Origin of the sequence: Cryobacterium sp. Sr3 (assembly GCF_004402835.1) — a bacterium.
Taxonomy (GTDB): Bacteria; Actinomycetota; Actinomycetes; order Actinomycetales; family Microbacteriaceae; genus Cryobacterium; species Cryobacterium sandaracinum.
Genome location: NZ_SOFA01000026.1, coordinates 30,613 through 47,423 on the forward strand (window position 1 = coordinate 30,613; position 16,811 = coordinate 47,423).

The window sequence follows — 16,811 nt, forward strand, 5'->3', positions numbered from 1 at the left end:
TGCTCCTCTGGCTCGGGTGGTCTGGGGCGTTGGTCCCTACGATTCCACCCGTCGCTGGGTAGGCGCTGGAACCGTGCGCTCAGCGCTGCCGCGCGGCCGCCACGATCACGGCGATGCGGCCCGGAACCGAGTCGTCCTGGAGCGCAGTCACGTCGCCGAGCGCACGACCGGCCACGATATCGCCGAGGAGGCGACGCATGATCTTGCCCGAGCGGGTCTTGGGCAGGTCAGGCACAACGAACACCTCCTGCGGCCGGGCGACGACCCCGATGGCCTGCGTGACGTGCGCGCGCAGCAGCGGCTCGAGGGTGCCCCGGGCGGCCAGCCAGACCGCGGGGTCGCCCAGGTTGCCGCGCTCGCCGGAACCGCTGGTGGCGCGCGGTGCCGCGGCCGGGATCACGAAGGCCGCGATGGCCTCGCCTGTTCTCGCATCCGTCACGCCGACGACGCCGGCCTCGCCGACCAGCGGATGTGCGACGAGCGCCGACTCTATCTCGATCGTCGACAAGCGGTGCCCGGACACGTTGATGACGTCGTCGACGCGGCCGAGGAGCCAGATGTCGCCGTCGTCGTCGTATTTCGCGCCGTCGCCGGAGAAGAAGAAGCCCTGCTTCGCGAACCGGGCCCAGTAGGAGTCGCGGTAGCGCTCGGGGTCGCCCCAGACGGTGCGGGCCATGCCTGGCCAGGTGCCCTCGATCACGAGGTAGCCGCCGGAGCCGAACGGCACCGGCCGGCCGTGGTCGTCGACGACGTGGGTCGTCAGGCCCGGCAGGGCGCGCAGGGCCGAACCGGGCTTGAGCGTGCTGACGCCCGGTAGCGGCGCCATCACGGCGGCGCCGGTCTCAGACTGCCACCAGGTGTCCACGATGGGGGCGCTGCCAGCGCCGATGTTCTCGCGGAACCACACCCAGGCCTCCGGGTTGATGGCCTCGCCGACCGACCCGAGCAGACGGATGCTGGACAGGTCGAACTCGCTCGGCAGCCCTTCCGGGAACCACGTCATCAACGTGCGGATGAGTGTTGGCGCCGTGTAATAGGTGGTCACCCCGTAGCGCTCGATGATCTCGAGGTGCCGGCCCGGATGCGGGGTGTTCGGCGTTCCCTCGTAGATCACCGAGGTGGTGCCGTTGGAGAGCGGCCCGTAGTGCACATAGCTGTGAGCGGTAACCCAGGCCAGGTCGGCCGTGCACCAGTGCACGTCGTCGTCCTTGACGTCGAAGACGGCCCAGTGACTCCAGGAGGTGTGCGTGAGGTACCCGCCGCTGGTGTGCACGAGCCCCTTCGGAGTACCCGTCGTGCCCGAGGTGTAGATGATGAACAGCGGGGTCTCCGCGTCGAAGTACGCGGGTTCGTGCACGGGGGAGGCGAGGTCGACGCTGTCGTGCCACCAGACATCCCGGCCCGGCGTGAAGGGGATGTCGGGGGTCAGGTCGCCGGTGCGGCGCACCACGAGCACGTGCTCGATCGAGTCCACGCCCGCGACGGCCTCGTCGGCCGCGGCCTTGACCGGCACGGCCTGACCCCGGCGGAACTGGCCGTCGGTGGTCACGAGCAGCTTCGCGCCGGTGTCCTCGACCCGGAACCGCAGCGCCTCGGCGGAGAAGCCGCCGAAGACGAGCGAGTGCACGGCGCCGAGGCGCGCGATGGCGAGGGTGATGATGATGGTTTCGAGGATCACCGGCAGGTAGAGCACGACCCGGTCGCCCGGCACGATGCCGAGGTCGGTAAGCGTGTTGGCGGCGCGGTTCACCGCGCGTTCGAGTTCGGCATAGGTGATCGTTCGGCGGTCGCCGGGCTCTCCCTCGAAGTAGAAGGCGACCTTGTCACCCTTGCCGGCGGCCACGTGCCGGTCGACGCAGTTGACGGCCACGTTGAGCTTGCCGCCCGCGAACCACTCGGCGCGTGGAATGGAGAGCACGCCGTCGGCGTCCGCCCTGGCCGGCTGCCAGGTGTGGTCGGTGTGCCACGGCTCGGCCCAGTCGAGGCGGTTGGCCTGCTCGGCCCAGAACGCGATCGGATCGGCGGCGGCCCGGTCCCACCAGGTGGCGTCGACGTTGGCCTGCGCCGCGAAGGCGGCCGGGGCCGGGTAGCGCCGGGTTTCGGTCAGGAGATTACGGATGGTGGCGCTCGCCGGATCGAACGGGGCCGGCATCGGCGTCAGGCCCATTTGCGGTTCGCCCAGCGCTCGAAGAGGCCAACGGCGGCATCCGTCAGTTTGCCGAGGATGGCGAGCAGGATGATGGCGAGCAGGATGCGGTCGATGCGGCCGTTGTTCTGGGAGTCGATCAGCAGGAAGCCCAGCCCCATCGAGGAGGCGATCAGCTCGGCGGCCACGAGGAACAGCCAGGCCTGGGCCAGAGCCAGCCGCAGCCCGGAGACCACGGCGGGGATCACCGCGGGCAGCTGCACGGCCGTGAACAGGCGCGCCCTGCGCAGGCCGAACGCGCGGCCCGCCTCCACGAGCTGACGGTCGACGTGCCGCAGCGCCGCAGACACGGTCGTGTAAACGGGGAAGAAGGCGCCGATGGCGATCAGGGTGAGCTTGGACTCCTCGCCGATCTTCAGCCAGAGGATGAGCAGGGGAACCCAGGCGAGCGACGGCACCGCCCGGATGGCGCCAAGGGTAGGGGCGAACAGTACGTCGGCGGCCCGGGACAGGCCGACCAGGGCGCCCAGGGCGATGCCCAGGGCGGCGCCGACGGCGAAACCGATGAGCACTCGCTGGGTGGAGATCGCCGCGTACTGGCCGAGCAGCCCGCTCGCGAACAGGTCGACGCCGGCCTGCCAGACCATCGCGGGGGAGGGCAGTTGGGCCATCGTGAACACGCCGAGCGCGGTGGTGAGCTGCCAGGCCGCGAGGATCAGGACCGGCAGGACCGCTCCGCCGCCGAGGGCGATCCAGCCGCGCGAGGCGAGCGGCCGGCGCGGGGCACGCGCCGTGCGGGCGGCGGGGGCGGATGCAGCGAATGCGGTGGCGTCGGGCACGGTCCGGGCCGACGTGCGCGGCAGCGTGCGGGGCACAGTCTCGGTCATGGTCGCGTCCTCTCGGTGGGTGGCGCTGGTGGGGCCGGGGTGCTGGGTGCAGGGGGGTGTTCGTGGTGCGGGTGTCCGGGGCGGTTGCCCGCCCCGGACGGCGCTACGGTAATTCCTGATTACTCCGTGACGACCGACGGGTCGGCCTTCGTGGCGAAGCTGTCGTTGACGATCGTGTCGAGGGCGTCGTCGATCTGGCTCTGCGCTGCCACGTCACCGGCGGCGACGAAGGTCGGGCCGATCTTCTTCAGCACCGTGAGCTGGGCCTTGCCGGGCACGTTGTCCACGTCGAGGTTGGAACGCTCGGTGATCACCGTGGTGGCCACGGCGAGGTCGAGGCCCGAGACGCCGGCCAGGATCTCGGCGGTCTGGTTGGGGTTCTCCAGCGCCCAGGCGCGGGCGTGCTCATAGACGTCGACGACGGTCTGGGCCACATCGGGCTTCTCGGTCAGGAAGCTTTCGGTGGCGTTGAGGAACCCGTAGCTGTTGAAGTCGACGTTGCGGTAGAGCAGCTCCGCGCCGGCAGCCTCGGCACCGGCCATGATCGGGTCGAGTCCGGCCCAGGCGTCGACCGAGCCGTTCTGGAGGGCAGCCCAGCCGTCGGCGTGCTGCAGGTTCTGCACGGTCACGTCGTCGAGGGTGAGTCCGGCCTCCTCCAGAGACTGGAGCAGGAAGAAGTAGGGGTCGGTGCCCTTGGTGGCGGCGATCTGCTTGCCCTTGAGATCGGCGACGTCGGTGATCGCGGAGTCGCCGGGAACGACGAGGGCCGCCCACTCGGGCTGCGAGAAGATGTCGATGACCTGGATCGGCGAGCCGTTCGAGCGGAACAGCAGCGCGGCCGAGCCGGCGGTGGAACCCACGTCGATGGCATTTGCGCGCAGTGCCTCGTTGGCCTTGTTGGAGCCGGCCGACTGTACCCAGTTCACGGCGATGTCCTGGTCGCTGAGGGCATCCTCGAGCCAGCCCTGGTCCTTGATCACCAGGCTGAGCGGGTTGTAGGTGGCGAAGTCGATGTTGAGGGTGCCGCCGGTGGTGACGGTGGTCTTACCCGCTTCGGCGGCCTCGGCCGGCTCGGCGACCGGCTGGTTTTCACCCGCGACGCAGCCGGTGAGCAGCAGGGCGGCGGCGGTTGCGACGGCAAGGAGTGCGATTCGTGTGGTGGAGCGGTGCTGTGTCATCGGGATCTCTCAGTTGATTGGGCAGCGGATGCTGCACCCGGTGTGGGAAAGCGGTGGTGAAAGCAGTGCGGTTGTGAAGTGGTGAGGCAGAAAAGTCAGTAGGGGAAGGCCGGGATGGTAGAGGTCGCGGCGAGCCCGCGTGCCTCGCCGTGGCGGTCGATGCCGAGCCCGGCGAGAAGTCGTCCGCGCAGTTCGGCGAGTTCCGCCGAGCCGCGGTCGCGGGGGCGGGCCCCGGGAACGGTGAGTTCCTGCACGATGGTGGCGCCGGCGCCGGCGCCGGCGCCGGCGCGGGTGCCGTTGTCGGGCCGGCCGAGCAGGATGATCCGGTCGGCCAATTGCAGCGCCTCGTCGACGTCGTGCGTGACCAGGAGGACCGTCGTCGGCGCCTGAGCGTGCACGTCGAGCAGGAGGTCCTGCATCTTCAGGCGGGTGAGCGCGTCGAGGGCGCCGAACGGTTCGTCGAGCAGCAGAACGCCCGGGTTGCGGGCCAACGCCCGGGCGAGGGAGGCACGCTGCGCCATCCCGCCGGAGATGGCCTGGGGGCGGTGGCCGGCGAACGCGGCCAGACCGACCAGCTCGATCAGTTCGGCGACGCGGGCGCGGCCGGCGGCCCGCGGGGTGCCGCGGGGCAGTCCCAGTGCGACGTTCTCGGTGACGGTGCGCCAGGGCAGCAGGCGCGGCTCCTGAAATCCGACCGCGCAGCGCGGGTCGATGCCGGCGACGGGCGAGCCGTCGATTCTCACCTGGCCGATGGTCGGGGAGTCGAGGCCGCCCGCGATGCGGAGCAGAGTGGACTTGCCGCATCCGCTCGTGCCCAGAATCGCCAGCACCTCGCCGGGCCGCACCGTGAGGGAAACGTCGCGGAGTACCGGGGGTAGGGCGGTGGCCCCGCGGGTCGTGGCAGGGGCGAACGTGCGGCCGATCGCCTCGAACTCGACTGTGCAGGCCGAGTTTCCGGTCGTGGTCGTGGCCGTGGATCTGGACGCCGCGCCGCGCACGGACGCCGGATCGGCGAACGCCTCGTGTGGTGCGGCGCGGTGCGGCATGGGCGGCTTTCGGTCGAGGGAGGGGAAGAGTTGCTTGACGTTAGCCGAGGGCAGACGGATGCTGCTGGGCCGGCCGCAACCCGACGTAACACGCGGCGCTTCTTCTTGGGATGATGGGGCCATGACTCGAACCGTTTCCGGAGCCCGTGTGCTCATTACCGGTGCCGCCAGCGGCATGGGCCGCCTCTATGCCGAGCGGGCCGTCGCCGAGGGCGCGAAAGCCGTGATCCTCTGGGACCGGGACGCCGGGGCGCTGACCCGTGCGGCCGGCATCCTCGGCGATCGGGCCGGCGAGGGCACGCTCGTTGTCCCGTATGTCGTGGACATCGCCGACCTCGGCGCGATCGCCCAGACCGCCCAGCGGGTGCGCACGGAGGTCGGCGACCCGGACATCGTGATCAACAACGCCGGCATCGTGCGCGGAGCCTTCTTCTGGGAGCACGACAACGGCGCGGACACGCGGCCGACCATGCAGATCAACGCGCTCGCGCCGATGTACATCGCCCGGGAGTTCCTCCCGGCGATGATGGCCAATCGCGGTCGTGCGTCGCGTATCGTGAACATCGCGTCGGCGGCCGGGATGCTCTCGAACCCTCGGATGAGCGTCTATGCGGCGTCGAAGGCGGCCCTGATCGGGTGGGGCGACTCGCTGCGTCTGGAGCTCAAGCAGCAACGGTTCGGGCACGTGAAGGTCACGACCGTCTGCCCCAGCTACATCTCGACCGGGATGTTCGAGGGTGCCCGCGGTCCGCTGCTGACGCCGGTGATGACGCCGGAATACGTGGTCGAACGGGTCTGGCAGGCGATGCTCGCGGGCAAGCCCATGCTCACCATGCCGTGGACGGTCGTGCTCTCGAAGGTGGTCCGCGGTCTGCTGCCGCTGCCCCTGTGGGACGTCGTCGCGGGTCGGGTCTTCGGTGTCTACGGCTCCATGGACAAATTCACCGGTCGCCCCTGACCCGAGCCCCGGTGGTCGAGCCTGTCGAGACCCGGCGACCCGCCCCGCCGCCGCCCCCCACGACGCTGGTCGAGCCTGTCAAGACCCGGGACGAGAGCCGCGCCCTACAGCCCCACCCGCTTGCTCGGCAGTGCGATCAGTGTCTGTTCCGGGTCGTTCTCCACCGGTGGCCGCAGCCAGTGTTGCGTTCCGGTGCGGGTGATCTTCCAGTGCTGGTTGTGTAGCAGTAGGTGGTGCGGGTGGCAGAGCAGTACTTCGTCGGCGAGGTTGGTGTCTCCGCTGTCGGTGAGCCAGTCGTTGATGTGGTGGGCTTCGGTCCAGGCTGGTGATCTGTCGCAGTCGATCCACCGGCATCCGCCGTCGCGCACTCCCATCGCGGCGCGTTGTTTCTCGGTGAAGAGTCGTTCGTCACGGCCGACGTTGATGATTTGGCCGATGTCGTCGAATTTGATGCCGCGGGTGCCGGTGTCGCAGAGCAACCGGTCGATGGTTTCCTGCGAGATGGGGACCGGGTTGCCTTCGATCTGCCCGTGAGCGGCGGGTTCGACGGGACCCGGCGCCGCGGGTTCGGCTGTGAGGGCTTTCTCGGTCACGATCACGCGCACCGCCGGGCAGCGTCCGCGTTGACCTGCTCGGTGCTGCGCGGGTCGTCCTGCATTTTTTGGGCCCAGACGGCGCGTTCCGGGTCGACGAAGCGCACTCCGCCGCGGCGCGGGCCCGTGATCGAGTCGAAGGTGGAGAGCACAAACTCGCCGTCTTCGGGCGCGAACAGCCCGTTCAGGCGCACGTTGCCATTGCTCAGCCGGTAGACCTTCAGGTAGCGGTCGTCGTGGGCCTGCTTCTCGCGGGCGGTGATGCCGGCCTGATCGAGCCGGTCGCGCATCCGGCGGGCCCGTTTGAAGACCTCGTCGGCATTCAGTGACGGTGCCTCGGTGAGGAGCGCCGCGAGGGCCACCCGGAGCTTCTCCGCGGTGACTGCCGCGTCGATCTGGCCGAGCCCGGCCCGGATAGCCTCGGCCGCGTCAACCGAGAGCGTGCCGGCGGTGACGCCCCGGGCGACCGGCGCCTGCCAGGGCACCCTCGCGGTGAACGCCGCGACGTCGACAGCATCCGCGACGTCGACAGCATCGGCGTCGGGCGTCGGGCGTCGGGCGTCGAGAGCGTCGAGAGTGCCTCTTCGACCAGCTTGTCGGCCGCCTCGGTGTCGGCCATCATCGTGCCGACCGCGACGAGCTTGTAGGCGTCACCTTTGGATGAGCCGGTCCAGTTCTGGATCAGGGCCTCGGGCGAGAGGAACCCCTGCTGCGCGGCCAGCCCCGAGTGGCCAAGTTCCGGGCGGGACCGGCGGGCGATGGTTGCGGCCATCAACGCGGCATAGGTGTCGAGCAGACGCCGCGCGCAGGCGATCCGCTTCTGACCGGCCAAAGCCTCGGCGTCGGGAAGAGCCGCGAGGTCGGCGCTCGAGGAGCCCAGCAGGGCGACGGCGTCGGCCGCCTGCCTGAGGTCATCCGCGAGTTCGTCATGTTATGAGGATAACTTAAGGAGCACACGTAGTCGAGTGTCACTCATCTTTTGTGGATAAAAGTTTCGTATCTTTGTTCAACCGCCCGGCTGTTTGGCCGCGCGGCGCCACCGAGTCAGCGCTGAGCCCGCGGCCTGACCGGCAGCAACGCTCGGTACCGTGGCGCAGGTTGGGGACCGCGGCGGAGCCTCTCACGTGCGCCCGCTTTACCGAACGCGTGCCGGGAGGTGCGGTGTGGCACGGGAGCCCTGAAGACTGACTCGCCGGTTCTCGACGGGCTTGACCGCCGACGGGGCCGCGACTTCGAGGCGCAGACAGGCCCAGGCCCAGGACTGACGCGGGTCGCCCCGCCGACAGGTCCGCTACCGGCAGGTCTGTGACTTTCGGATGGATCCGTCCGAGTTCTAGCAGACCCAGAAGGGTGCCGTCTCTGTAGGTATCTCGCTGAATCTCCATGGTCTCCTTCGCGCCGTACCGGGCATGCTACTTCGCTGCACTGTTTCTCCGGGCTCGTTGACAGCGGCCTTCGCGGGGACCTAGTATGAAATCGTTTCCATGGAAACGATTCCACGACTACATCGGTACCCGCACGAACACGAAGAGGTGAGAGATGGTTGCCATCACGATCAAGGATGTCGCCGCCCTGGCCGGCGTCTCCGTGGCCACGGCCTCCCGGGTCCTGTCCGGCAGCCCGGCCACCTCGCCCGCGGCTCGGGCCGGCGTCGCCGCCGCGGCCGCCCAGCTCGACTACCGGCCCAACGCCCAGGCCCGCGCCCTACGCAGCACCCACACCGAGTCCATCGGCCTGCTGGTGTCGGATGTGCGCAACCCCTTCTTCGCCGACCTCGCCCACACGGTCGAACAGGCCGCCCTGGCTGCCGGCTATGTCACGCTGCTCGGCAACGCGAATGAACGCAAGGAACAGCAGGACCGGTACCTGGACACCCTGATCTCCAGGCGAGTGGACGGCATCGTCGTGGCACCGCTCGGGGACGGCAGCGGCAGCATCCGTTCGCTGATCGAACGCAAGATCCCGACCGTCTTCGTGGACCGCACCGTGGACGGCCTCGATGTGCCGAGCGTGACCACGGACAGCGAAACCGGCATCCGCCAGGCTGTTGCACACCTGGCCGCGGCCGGCCACACCCGCATCGGCTACATCTCGGGCCCGCAGGCCATTTCGACCGGCCGGGACCGGTTCGCCGCCTTCACTCGCGCGGTGGCCGAGTTCGGCCTCAGCCAGGACCCCGACTTGGTCTACTTCGGCGACTTCCAGGCCGCCAGTGGCTCGGCCGGCGTGCACGCGCTGCTCGAACTGCGCCAGCCGCCCACCGCCCTGCTCGCCGCCGACAGCCCGATGGCCGTGGGCGCGATCGCCATTCTTCACAAGCGCGGGCTGCGTATCGGCCGGGACGTGGCTTTGATCGCGTTCGACGACATCGAGTGGTTCGCCCTGCTCGACCCGGCGCTCAGCGTCATCTCGCACAGTGTCGAGGACATGGGCCGGATCGCCGTGAAGATGCTGCTCGAGGTCATTGGCGGAGGCACCCCCGAGTCGGTGGTGCTGCCCAGCGAACTGATCATCCGGGCGTCGTCCTCGGCGCCCATCTCAGGAGTGCCCGATTCACCCGCAGCCGTTTCACCCGCATCCGGGCCGAGCCCGAGGAAGAACTGACATGAGTCAACAACCACTGGTCACCCTGCAGAACGTGGGCAAGACCTTCGGACCGGTGACGGTCATCAAAGACGTCACCGTCAGCGTCTACGCCGGCAAGGTGCAGGTGCTGCTTGGCGAGAACGGCGCCGGCAAGTCCACCCTGATCAAGATGATGGCGGGGGTGTACCAGCCGGACGCCGGCCACATCGTGGTGGACGGGCAGACAGTCACCCTGCCCACCACCCGCGCGGCCGAGGAACTCGGCATCGCCACGATCCACCAGGAACTGAACCTCGTTCCCACCATGAGCATCGCCGAGAACGTGATGCTGGGGCGGATGCCCACCAAGCACGGCCTGGTCGACCGCAGCGCCCTGCGCAATCGGGCGCGTGCCGCCCTCGCCCTGATCGGCCTCGACGTCGACGTGGACACCCTGGTCGGCGACCTCGGCATCGCCCGGCAGCAGCTGGTCGAGATCGCCAAGGCGCTCAGCATCAACGCCCGCATCCTGATCCTGGACGAGCCCACCGCGGCCCTGACCCGCCACGAGACCGAGAGCCTGTTCGCCGTGATGACCGACCTGCGCCGCCGTGGGGTGGGCATGCTGTTCATCAGCCACCACCTTGACGAGATCGCCGAGGTCGGCGACACCGTGACCGTGCTGCGCGACGGCGAGTTCATCGCCGAGGTGCCGGCCTCCACCCCCGAAGACGACCTCGTGAAGCTGATGGTCGGCCGCAACATCGAAGACCATTTCCCGCGGTCGGCCGGCGACGTGAGCCAGGCGACCGAGATCCTCACGGTCGACAAGCTCACCTCGGCCGGCTCGTTCAGCGACATCAGCTTCAGCGTCAAGGCGGGCGAGGTGCTTGGCATCGCCGGGCTGGTCGGCGCGGGGCGCACCGAACTGATCCGCGCGATCGCAGGCGCCGACCGGTACACCTCCGGCACGGTCGCCGTGCGCGGCCGGCAGCTGCCGAACGGCAGCATCCAGGCGGCAATCGCAGCGGGCATCGGGCACGTGCCCGAAGACCGCAAGGGACAGGGGCTGGTGCTCGACGCATCCGTCAACGACAACCTCGGCTACGCCACGCTCGCCGCCACCGCGAAGCTGGGTCTGGTCGACTTCGCCGGCCAACGCAGCCGGGCCGCCGAGGTGGCCATGAAACTGCGCATCCGGATGCATACCATCGACCAGTCGATCGGCGCACTCTCCGGGGGCAACCAGCAAAAAGCCGTGTTCGGCCGCTGGATCATCGCCGCCTCCACGGTGCTGCTCCTCGACGAGCCCACCCGCGGCGTCGATGTGGGCGCCAAGGTCGAGATCTATGAACTGATGAACGCGATCACGGCGGCCGGGGGAGCGATTCTGATGGTCTCCAGTGAACTGCCCGAGATTCTCGGCATGAGCGACCGCATCCTCGTGATGCGCGACGGCCGGATCGCCGGCGAGCTCACCGCCGCCGAGGCCACCCAAGACGCAGTCATGACACTCGCCGCCCGCGATGTCGACGAGAAGTACGAACAGAGATAGGGAAACCACCATGTCCACCACAACCCTGCCGCTCAAGCGCCGCGGTCTCGACTACAAGAAGTTCCTCGCCAACAACGGCGCCCTCGTCGGCCTCGTCGTTCTCTGCATCGCCCTGTTCATCGCGACTCCCGACTTCCTGACCGCGCAGAACCTGCTCAACATCGGCATCCAGGTGTCCACGGTGGCCGTGCTGGCCTTCGGGATGACCTTCGTCATCGTGGCCGGCGGGATCGACCTCTCGGTGGGTGCCGTGGCGGCCCTGTCGGCCATGTCGTCGGGCTGGATGTTCGCCAGCGCCGGCCTCCCCGGCTGGATCGCCCTCCTGGGTGGTCTGTTCGTCGGAGCCCTGGCCGGCACCATCAACGGTTTGGCCAACGCCTACGGCAAGCTGCCCTCGTTCATCGCCACGCTCGCCATGCTCAGCGTGGCCCGCGGACTGACCCTGGTCATCTCCGACGGCCGTCCGATCTCGACGCCGGCCGAGGTCTCCTTCCTCGGCGGCAACCTGGGCCCGGTGCCGATGCCGATCATCATCCTTGTGCTCGCCGCCCTGGCCGCTTCCTTCCTGCTCAACCGGACTGTCATCGGCCGCTCGATGTACGCGGTCGGCGGCAACGCCGAAGCCGCCCGGCTGTCGGGACTGCCGGTCAAGCGCATCCTGGTCACCGTCTTCGCCCTGGCCGGACTATTCGCCGCACTTGCCGGGCTCCTGCTCGCCGGGCGCCTTGACTCCGCGCAGCCGCAGGCCGCGGCCGGCTACGAACTCGACGCTATCGCGGCCGTCGTGATCGGCGGTGCCTCCCTCGCCGGTGGCCTCGGCAAGATCTCAGGCACTTTCGTGGGTGCCCTCGTGCTCGTCGTCATCCGCAATGGCCTGAACCTGCTCAACGTGACGTCGTTCTGGCAGCAGGTTGTGATCGGACTCGTGATCGCCCTCGCCGTGGGCGTCGACGTGCTCCGCCGCAAGACCCGCAGCAGCTGACCAGGCCGGCGGCCGACATCCGTCACCCCCTCTACCTTTCTCCTCACCCATCAATAACCACAAAGGAATACACAATGAAGTCCTCCTCGTTTCGCAAAATCGCGGCGCTGACCGCCACCGCCGCCCTGATTCTGGTGGGCACTACGGCCTGCGGCCGTGGTGGCGGGTCTGAGGCGTCGGGCACCAAGATCGTGCTGGCCGTCTCCACCCTGAACAACCCGTTCTTCGTGGAACTGCGCGACGGCGCGCAGGCTGCCGCCGACGAGGCCGGCGTGCAGCTGAACATCGTCGACGCCCAGAACGACTCGGCCACGCAGGCCAATCAGCTCGCCACCGCCGCCTCCGGCAGCACCAAGGCCGTCATCGTGAACCCGGTGGACTCCGACGCCGCCTCCTCCGCCGTGAACGACCTCCTCAGCGCGGGTATTCCGGTCATCGGGGTCGACCGCACGGTCAACGGCGCCGACCTGAACTCACTCGTCGCCAGCGACAACGTGGCCGGTGGCCGTCAGGCTGCCGACGCCCTCGCCGAGGCCATGGGCGAAACGGGCAGCGTCATCCACCTGCAGGGTGTCTCCGGCACCTCGGCCAGCCGTGACCGCGGCCAGGGCTTCGAAGAGGGCATGAAGGCCTACCCGAACATCACCGTGGTCGCCAAGCAGACCGCCAACTTCGACCGCGCCGCCGCGCTCGACGTGACCACGAACCTGCTGCAGGCCAACCCCGGCGCGACCGGACTCTTCGCTGAGAACGATGAAATGGCGCTCGGCGCCATCCAGGCGCTCGGGTCGCGGGCCGGCACCGAGGTCGCGGTCGTCGGCTTCGACGGCACGGCAGACGGACTCGCCGCCATCGAGGCAGGCACCCTGGTTGCCACCATCGCTCAGCAGCCGGCCGAACTCGGCAAGCTCGCCGTTGAACTGGCCATCAAGGCCATCGCCGGCGACACGATCGAGAAGACCGTTCCGGTCGAGGTCGTCTCCGTCACGAAGACGAATGTCGGCGACTTCGCCAAGTGAGTTACTCCGCCAGCACGGTCGTCGTCGTCGGGTCGATCAACGTCGACCAGCTGATCACCATCGAACGCCACCCGCTGCCCGGTGAGACCCTCATCGGAACGTCGATGGAGTTCCTCCCCGGAGGAAAAGGAGCCAACCAGGCCGTCGCGGCCGCTCAGCTGGGCGCCGCGGTGATTATGGTCGGCCTGGTCGGCCGGGATCCGCAGGCCGAGGTCGCGACTGCGATCCTGACCCGCTCCGGAGTGAACTTGTCGAATGTGCGCGCGGTGGACGGCCCGACCGGCCTGGCACTCGTCACGGTCGCCGCCGACGGCGAAAACACCATCGTGATCATCCCCGGCGCCAACGCACTGCTGGGCGCGGAGGCCGTTGAGGCCAGCGCGACCGTCATCGCGGAGGCCGCCGTGGTGGTGCTTCAGGGTGAGATTCCCGCGGAGGGCATCGTGGCGGCAATGCGGCTGGCCACCGGCCGGGTGGTGCTGAACCTGGCGCCCGTGATCGAACTGGATGCCGCGAGCATCCGTCGGGCCGACCCGCTGGTCGTCAACGAGCACGAGGCTGCCCTCGTGCTCGCGCAGCTCGCCCCGAAAATGGTCATCCCCACCGAGGACGCCGAGCTCGTCGCCCGGCTCCTCGACTGGGGCGTTCCCTCGGTCGTGCTCACCCGCGGTGCGAAGGGCGCGATCTGCGCCGACCGGGACGGTACCCACAGTCTGGCGTCGCCACGGGTCGTTGCCGTGGACAGCTCGGGCGCCGGCGACGCATTCGTCGGCGCCCTCAGCGCGCAGCTCGCGGCCGGGTCGAGCCTGTCCGAGTCCGTGCGCCGGGCCGTGCGCGTGGGTGCCTTCGCAGTGCAGTCGCGCGGCACGCAGACGTCGTATCCCTCCCTGGCCGACGAGCTGCCGCTGGTACGCGCATGAAGCGCCGCGGCATCCTGAACGCCGACCTCTCCGGCGCCCTGGCCCGCCTCGGGCACACGGATGTCGTTCTCCTCGCGGACTGCGGCATGCCGATCCCGGCCGGCGTTCCCGTGATCGACCTGGCGCTTGTGCATGGTGTGCCGCGCTTCGAGCAGGTGCTTGACGCCCTGCTCGAGGAGATGGTGTTCCAGCGCTGCGTGGCCGCGGAGGAGGCAAAAACCGCCCCCGCCGGGGTCTGGCTGGCCGACCGGTTCGACGCGATCGAGTACATCAGCCACGCCGAGTTGAAGGACCTGTCGGCCTCGGCGAAGCTATTCATCCGTTCGGGGGAGGCGACGCCGTTCGCGAACGCGGCGCTGGTCTGCGGCGTCTCGTTCTAGACGTCTCGTTCTAGGCGTCTCGTTCCCGAACGAATTGGTTCACACCGAACCCGGTTGAGCTACGGGTGACGGATGCCCCGGCCGGCCAGCACGGCCCGGTAGCCCTCGCGGTAGGTCGGATAGCTGAACGTGAAACCCGTGCCCAGCAGCAGATGGTTGCGGAGGCGTTTGTCGCCTCCGCGCTGGCTGTCCCGCGGGACGGGCCGAGTGGGCGCGGCAGTCGTTGTGCCGGGAGCGCCGGGTGCCTCAGGCTTAGGGGCCGGCAGTCCAAGCTCCTCGGCAAGGAACGCCAGCACCTCACCGCCGCGCACCGGCGCGCTGTCGACGCCGAGATAGAGGGTCGCCGGTGCTTCCTCCCGCAGCATCAGGTGCACGATCGCGGCCGCGGCATCATCCCGGTGGATGCGGTTCGTGTGGCGGGCCGAGGCCGACGCGGTGGTGCGGCCGCTCCGCACCTGGGTGATCAGGCGCTCCCGGCCGGGGCCGTAGATGCCCGACAGGCGGAAGACGACAGCCGCGGGGATGCGGGCGTGCAGCATCCGTTCGGCCTCGAGCAGAATGGCGTCGGTGCCCGGCCGCGGGTTGGCCGGCGTCTGCTCGTCGACCCAGCTCTCGTCGGACACGTCGTAGACGGCGGTCGACGACACCAGCAGCACGCGGCGGGGCGTGACGTCGGCCTCGTCGAGCGCGTCGAGGAGGTTCTGCAGACCGTCCACGTAGGCCGCCCGGTAGACCGCGGGGCTGGGGTTGCCCGCGGCGATCGCCACGATCACGATCTCGGTGTCGGCCGGCACGACCGGCTTGTGCGCGCTGAGGTCGACGGACTGGCCCTCGATACCGGCGGGGAGAACGGCCGCGTTGCGGCGCAACCCCACCACCCGGTGCCCGAGCGCCGCGAAACGCAGGCCCACCTCCGTGCCGAGGTCCCCGCATCCTGCAATGAGTACCTTCATCTCGCTCCTCTTGTCTGCTTCCAACGCTAGCGGCACTCTCTGAACGCTGACAGTCGACGCAGTAGGCTCGGTGGGTGAGCGAATCATTCCGCAGCATGCTGCGTTCCCTGCCGGATTTTCCCGTCGATCTGCCGATTTTCGACCCGGCGTCGGCGCCACTCGACCCGGCTGTACTGTTCCGGTCGTGGCTTGATGAGGCCCTCGCGGCCGGGGTTTCCCAGCCGCACGCCTTCAGCCTGGCGACCGTCGGCGCCGAGGGCATGCCGTCGTCGCGCATGCTCATCCTCAAGAATCTCGACGCCGAGGGCTGGCACTTCGCCACCTCGCGGGCGTCGCGCAAGGGCCGGGAGCTGACGGAGCATCCGTTGGCCGCGATGAATTTCTTCTGGTCGGCGCTGGGCCGCCAGGTGCGCGTGGTCGGCCCGGTCGCCGAGTTGTCGACGGATGCCTCGGCGGCCGACTGGTCCGAACGGCCCGGCGCCGACGGATCAGAGAACCCCACCTGGCAGCTGTACGCCCTGCGCCCGGTCGAGGTCGAATTCTGGCAGGCCGACCCCGGCCGCCGGCACGTGCGCCACCGCTACCTGATTCCCGCCGAGGGCTGAGCGCGCTCGGGCTGAGGGGGACTACTTCCAACGGCGGGCGGACCCGGTGAGGAACCGCACATAGCCGACCAGTGACGCGTAGGAACACAGCACCTGGTCGCCGAGCAGATAGGCCAGGTAGCCGAACCGGTTGCGTCGCATTTCCAGACCGAGCGGACCGAAGACCCGGCGGCTCTGGAACATGCGCAGACTTCCGTAGGTCACCAGGGTGATCGGAAGCACGGCCAGCGCCCAGATCGAGACCACGGCCGTGTTGCCGAAGACGGCGAACAGCACGAGGCCGGGCACCCAGAACAGCCCGTCCACTCCTGCATGCGGGTGGGCAGGTTGATGCGGGAGTTGCGCACGAGAACCGCGCCGGCCACGGCAACAGTGTCTGCCGGGGCGGATTCAAGCCGGGAGATCAGGTGGCGCGGGGCCTTCCGGTGCAGCAGCGTGTCCGCGTCGACCGTGATCAGATAGGGCGTGGTCACGTGGGTCAGTGCGGAGTTCAGCGCGTTCGACTTGCCGGGGACAGGTTGCCGCACGACCAGCAGGTCCACGTCGGATTCGATGGCGGCGACGTTGGCGAACCGCGCCGTAGCGTCATCGGAGCCGCTGTCGGCGAGGATCACCGTCACCTCGCCGGCGTAATCGCTCCCGCCGATGCAGCGGATCGCCTCCCGGAGACCGTCCTGCTCGTTTCGGGCGGCCACGATGATGGTCAGGGGGGTGACCGGATCGGGGACCCGGAACGGCGGCTGGCGATCCAGCAGGAGCGACAGGCTCAGAAACGCCACCACGAAGCCAGGCAGGAATGCCACCAGGGAGACGATGATCCACGCCGCCGGTTCGCCGGTCAGGCGGGTCAGGTCCTGGATCCACGGCAGCGAGATCCAAACGGATGCGTCGGTCCAGCTGAGCGCGAACAGAACGGACAGCCAGAACTTCACGGCGACGGAGAGGCAGAGCCGGCGCCCGGGCGTCCGGTGGAGGGCAGCGGGCTCAGTGCACGCTGTCGGCGATGCCGGCGGTGCCGGCGCGG

The 16,811-nt window shown here is 69.3% G+C and carries 17 protein-coding genes; 8 read left to right on the forward strand and 9 right to left on the reverse strand.

Translation table 11 applies throughout. From position 1 onward, the window contains the following. Window positions 1-79: 79 nt before the first annotated feature. From acs to E3N94_RS07170, 4 genes are all read right to left on the reverse strand, one after another. Window positions 80-2,167, reverse strand: a complete 2,088-nt coding sequence (gene acs / locus E3N94_RS07155) for an acetate--CoA ligase (RefSeq protein ID WP_241980888.1) — start codon at window positions 2,165-2,167, stop codon at window positions 80-82. Continuing rightward, window positions 2,158-3,033 (reverse strand): ABC transporter permease, encoded by an 876-nt coding sequence (locus E3N94_RS07160; RefSeq protein WP_134343187.1) that lies wholly within the window; start codon window positions 3,031-3,033, stop codon window positions 2,158-2,160. The genes acs and E3N94_RS07160 overlap by 10 nt, the downstream gene beginning before the upstream one ends. A 119-nt stretch (window positions 3,034-3,152) precedes the next feature. Continuing rightward, on the reverse strand, window positions 3,153-4,211 hold the full coding sequence (locus E3N94_RS07165; protein WP_134343186.1) for an aliphatic sulfonate ABC transporter substrate-binding protein: 1,059 nt from the start codon (window positions 4,209-4,211) through the stop codon (window positions 3,153-3,155). 95 nt (window positions 4,212-4,306) lie between these two features. Continuing rightward, window positions 4,307-5,257 (reverse strand): ABC transporter ATP-binding protein, encoded by a 951-nt coding sequence (locus tag E3N94_RS07170; protein ID WP_134570002.1) that lies wholly within the window; start codon window positions 5,255-5,257, stop codon window positions 4,307-4,309. Window positions 5,258-5,378: 121 nt separating this feature from the next. Between E3N94_RS07170 and E3N94_RS07175 the strand changes: the two genes are divergently transcribed. Further along, window positions 5,379-6,215: an SDR family NAD(P)-dependent oxidoreductase gene (locus E3N94_RS07175; protein WP_104100056.1), complete on the forward strand. Its 837-nt coding sequence runs from the start codon at window positions 5,379-5,381 to the stop codon at window positions 6,213-6,215. A 104-nt stretch (window positions 6,216-6,319) separates the two neighbouring features. Here E3N94_RS07175 and E3N94_RS07180 read toward each other — a convergent pair whose 3' ends face one another. Together E3N94_RS07180 and E3N94_RS07185 are read right to left on the reverse strand one after the other, a co-directional pair. Then, window positions 6,320-6,820, reverse strand: a complete 501-nt coding sequence (locus tag E3N94_RS07180) for a hypothetical protein (protein ID WP_206750950.1) — start codon at window positions 6,818-6,820, stop codon at window positions 6,320-6,322. After that, a complete protein-coding gene (locus E3N94_RS07185) occupies window positions 6,811-7,293 on the reverse strand; it encodes a DUF222 domain-containing protein (RefSeq protein ID WP_134570004.1) in 483 nt (160 codons plus the stop codon). Before E3N94_RS07185 ends, E3N94_RS07180 begins: the two co-directional genes overlap by 10 nt. A gap of 1,054 nt (window positions 7,294-8,347) precedes the next feature. Here E3N94_RS07185 and E3N94_RS07190 point away from each other — a divergent pair. From E3N94_RS07190 to rbsD, 6 genes are all read left to right on the forward strand, one after another. Further along, window positions 8,348-9,412: a LacI family DNA-binding transcriptional regulator gene (locus E3N94_RS07190; protein ID WP_104100058.1), complete on the forward strand. Its 1,065-nt coding sequence runs from the start codon at window positions 8,348-8,350 to the stop codon at window positions 9,410-9,412. 1 nt (window position 9,413) lies between these two features. After that, on the forward strand, window positions 9,414-10,928 hold the full coding sequence (locus E3N94_RS07195) for a sugar ABC transporter ATP-binding protein (protein WP_134343183.1): 1,515 nt from the start codon (window positions 9,414-9,416) through the stop codon (window positions 10,926-10,928). A gap of 10 nt (window positions 10,929-10,938) precedes the next feature. Next, on the forward strand, window positions 10,939-11,910 hold the full coding sequence (locus E3N94_RS07200) for an ABC transporter permease (protein ID WP_104100060.1): 972 nt from the start codon (window positions 10,939-10,941) through the stop codon (window positions 11,908-11,910). A 74-nt stretch (window positions 11,911-11,984) separates the two neighbouring features. Next, on the forward strand, window positions 11,985-12,929 hold the full coding sequence (locus E3N94_RS07205; protein ID WP_104100061.1) for a substrate-binding domain-containing protein: 945 nt from the start codon (window positions 11,985-11,987) through the stop codon (window positions 12,927-12,929). Next, window positions 12,926-13,849: a ribokinase gene (locus E3N94_RS07210; RefSeq protein ID WP_134343182.1), complete on the forward strand. Its 924-nt coding sequence runs from the start codon at window positions 12,926-12,928 to the stop codon at window positions 13,847-13,849. The genes E3N94_RS07205 and E3N94_RS07210 overlap by 4 nt, the downstream gene beginning before the upstream one ends. Beyond that, window positions 13,846-14,229: a D-ribose pyranase gene (gene rbsD, locus E3N94_RS07215; RefSeq protein WP_104170697.1), complete on the forward strand. Its 384-nt coding sequence runs from the start codon at window positions 13,846-13,848 to the stop codon at window positions 14,227-14,229. The genes E3N94_RS07210 and rbsD overlap by 4 nt, the downstream gene beginning before the upstream one ends. A gap of 59 nt (window positions 14,230-14,288) precedes the next feature. Here rbsD and E3N94_RS07220 read toward each other — a convergent pair whose 3' ends face one another. Then, entirely contained in the window at window positions 14,289-15,182 is an 894-nt protein-coding gene (locus E3N94_RS07220; protein ID WP_134570005.1) for an NAD-dependent epimerase/dehydratase family protein, read from the reverse strand. A 74-nt stretch (window positions 15,183-15,256) separates the two neighbouring features. On the opposite strand from E3N94_RS07220, the gene E3N94_RS07225 reads away from it, so the two are divergent. Further along, window positions 15,257-15,787, forward strand: a complete 531-nt coding sequence (locus E3N94_RS07225) for a pyridoxamine 5'-phosphate oxidase family protein (protein ID WP_104100065.1) — start codon at window positions 15,257-15,259, stop codon at window positions 15,785-15,787. Between the two features lie 21 nt (window positions 15,788-15,808). Here the strand turns inward: E3N94_RS07225 and E3N94_RS16500 are convergent, their stop codons facing one another. Together E3N94_RS16500 and E3N94_RS16505 are read right to left on the reverse strand one after the other, a co-directional pair. After that, window positions 15,809-15,991: a hypothetical protein gene (locus E3N94_RS16500; protein ID WP_166790076.1), complete on the reverse strand. Its 183-nt coding sequence runs from the start codon at window positions 15,989-15,991 to the stop codon at window positions 15,809-15,811. Then, a complete protein-coding gene (locus tag E3N94_RS16505) occupies window positions 15,988-16,719 on the reverse strand; it encodes a glycosyltransferase family 2 protein (RefSeq protein WP_166790077.1) in 732 nt (243 codons plus the stop codon). Before E3N94_RS16505 ends, E3N94_RS16500 begins: the two co-directional genes overlap by 4 nt. Window positions 16,720-16,811: the final 92 nt, after the last annotated feature.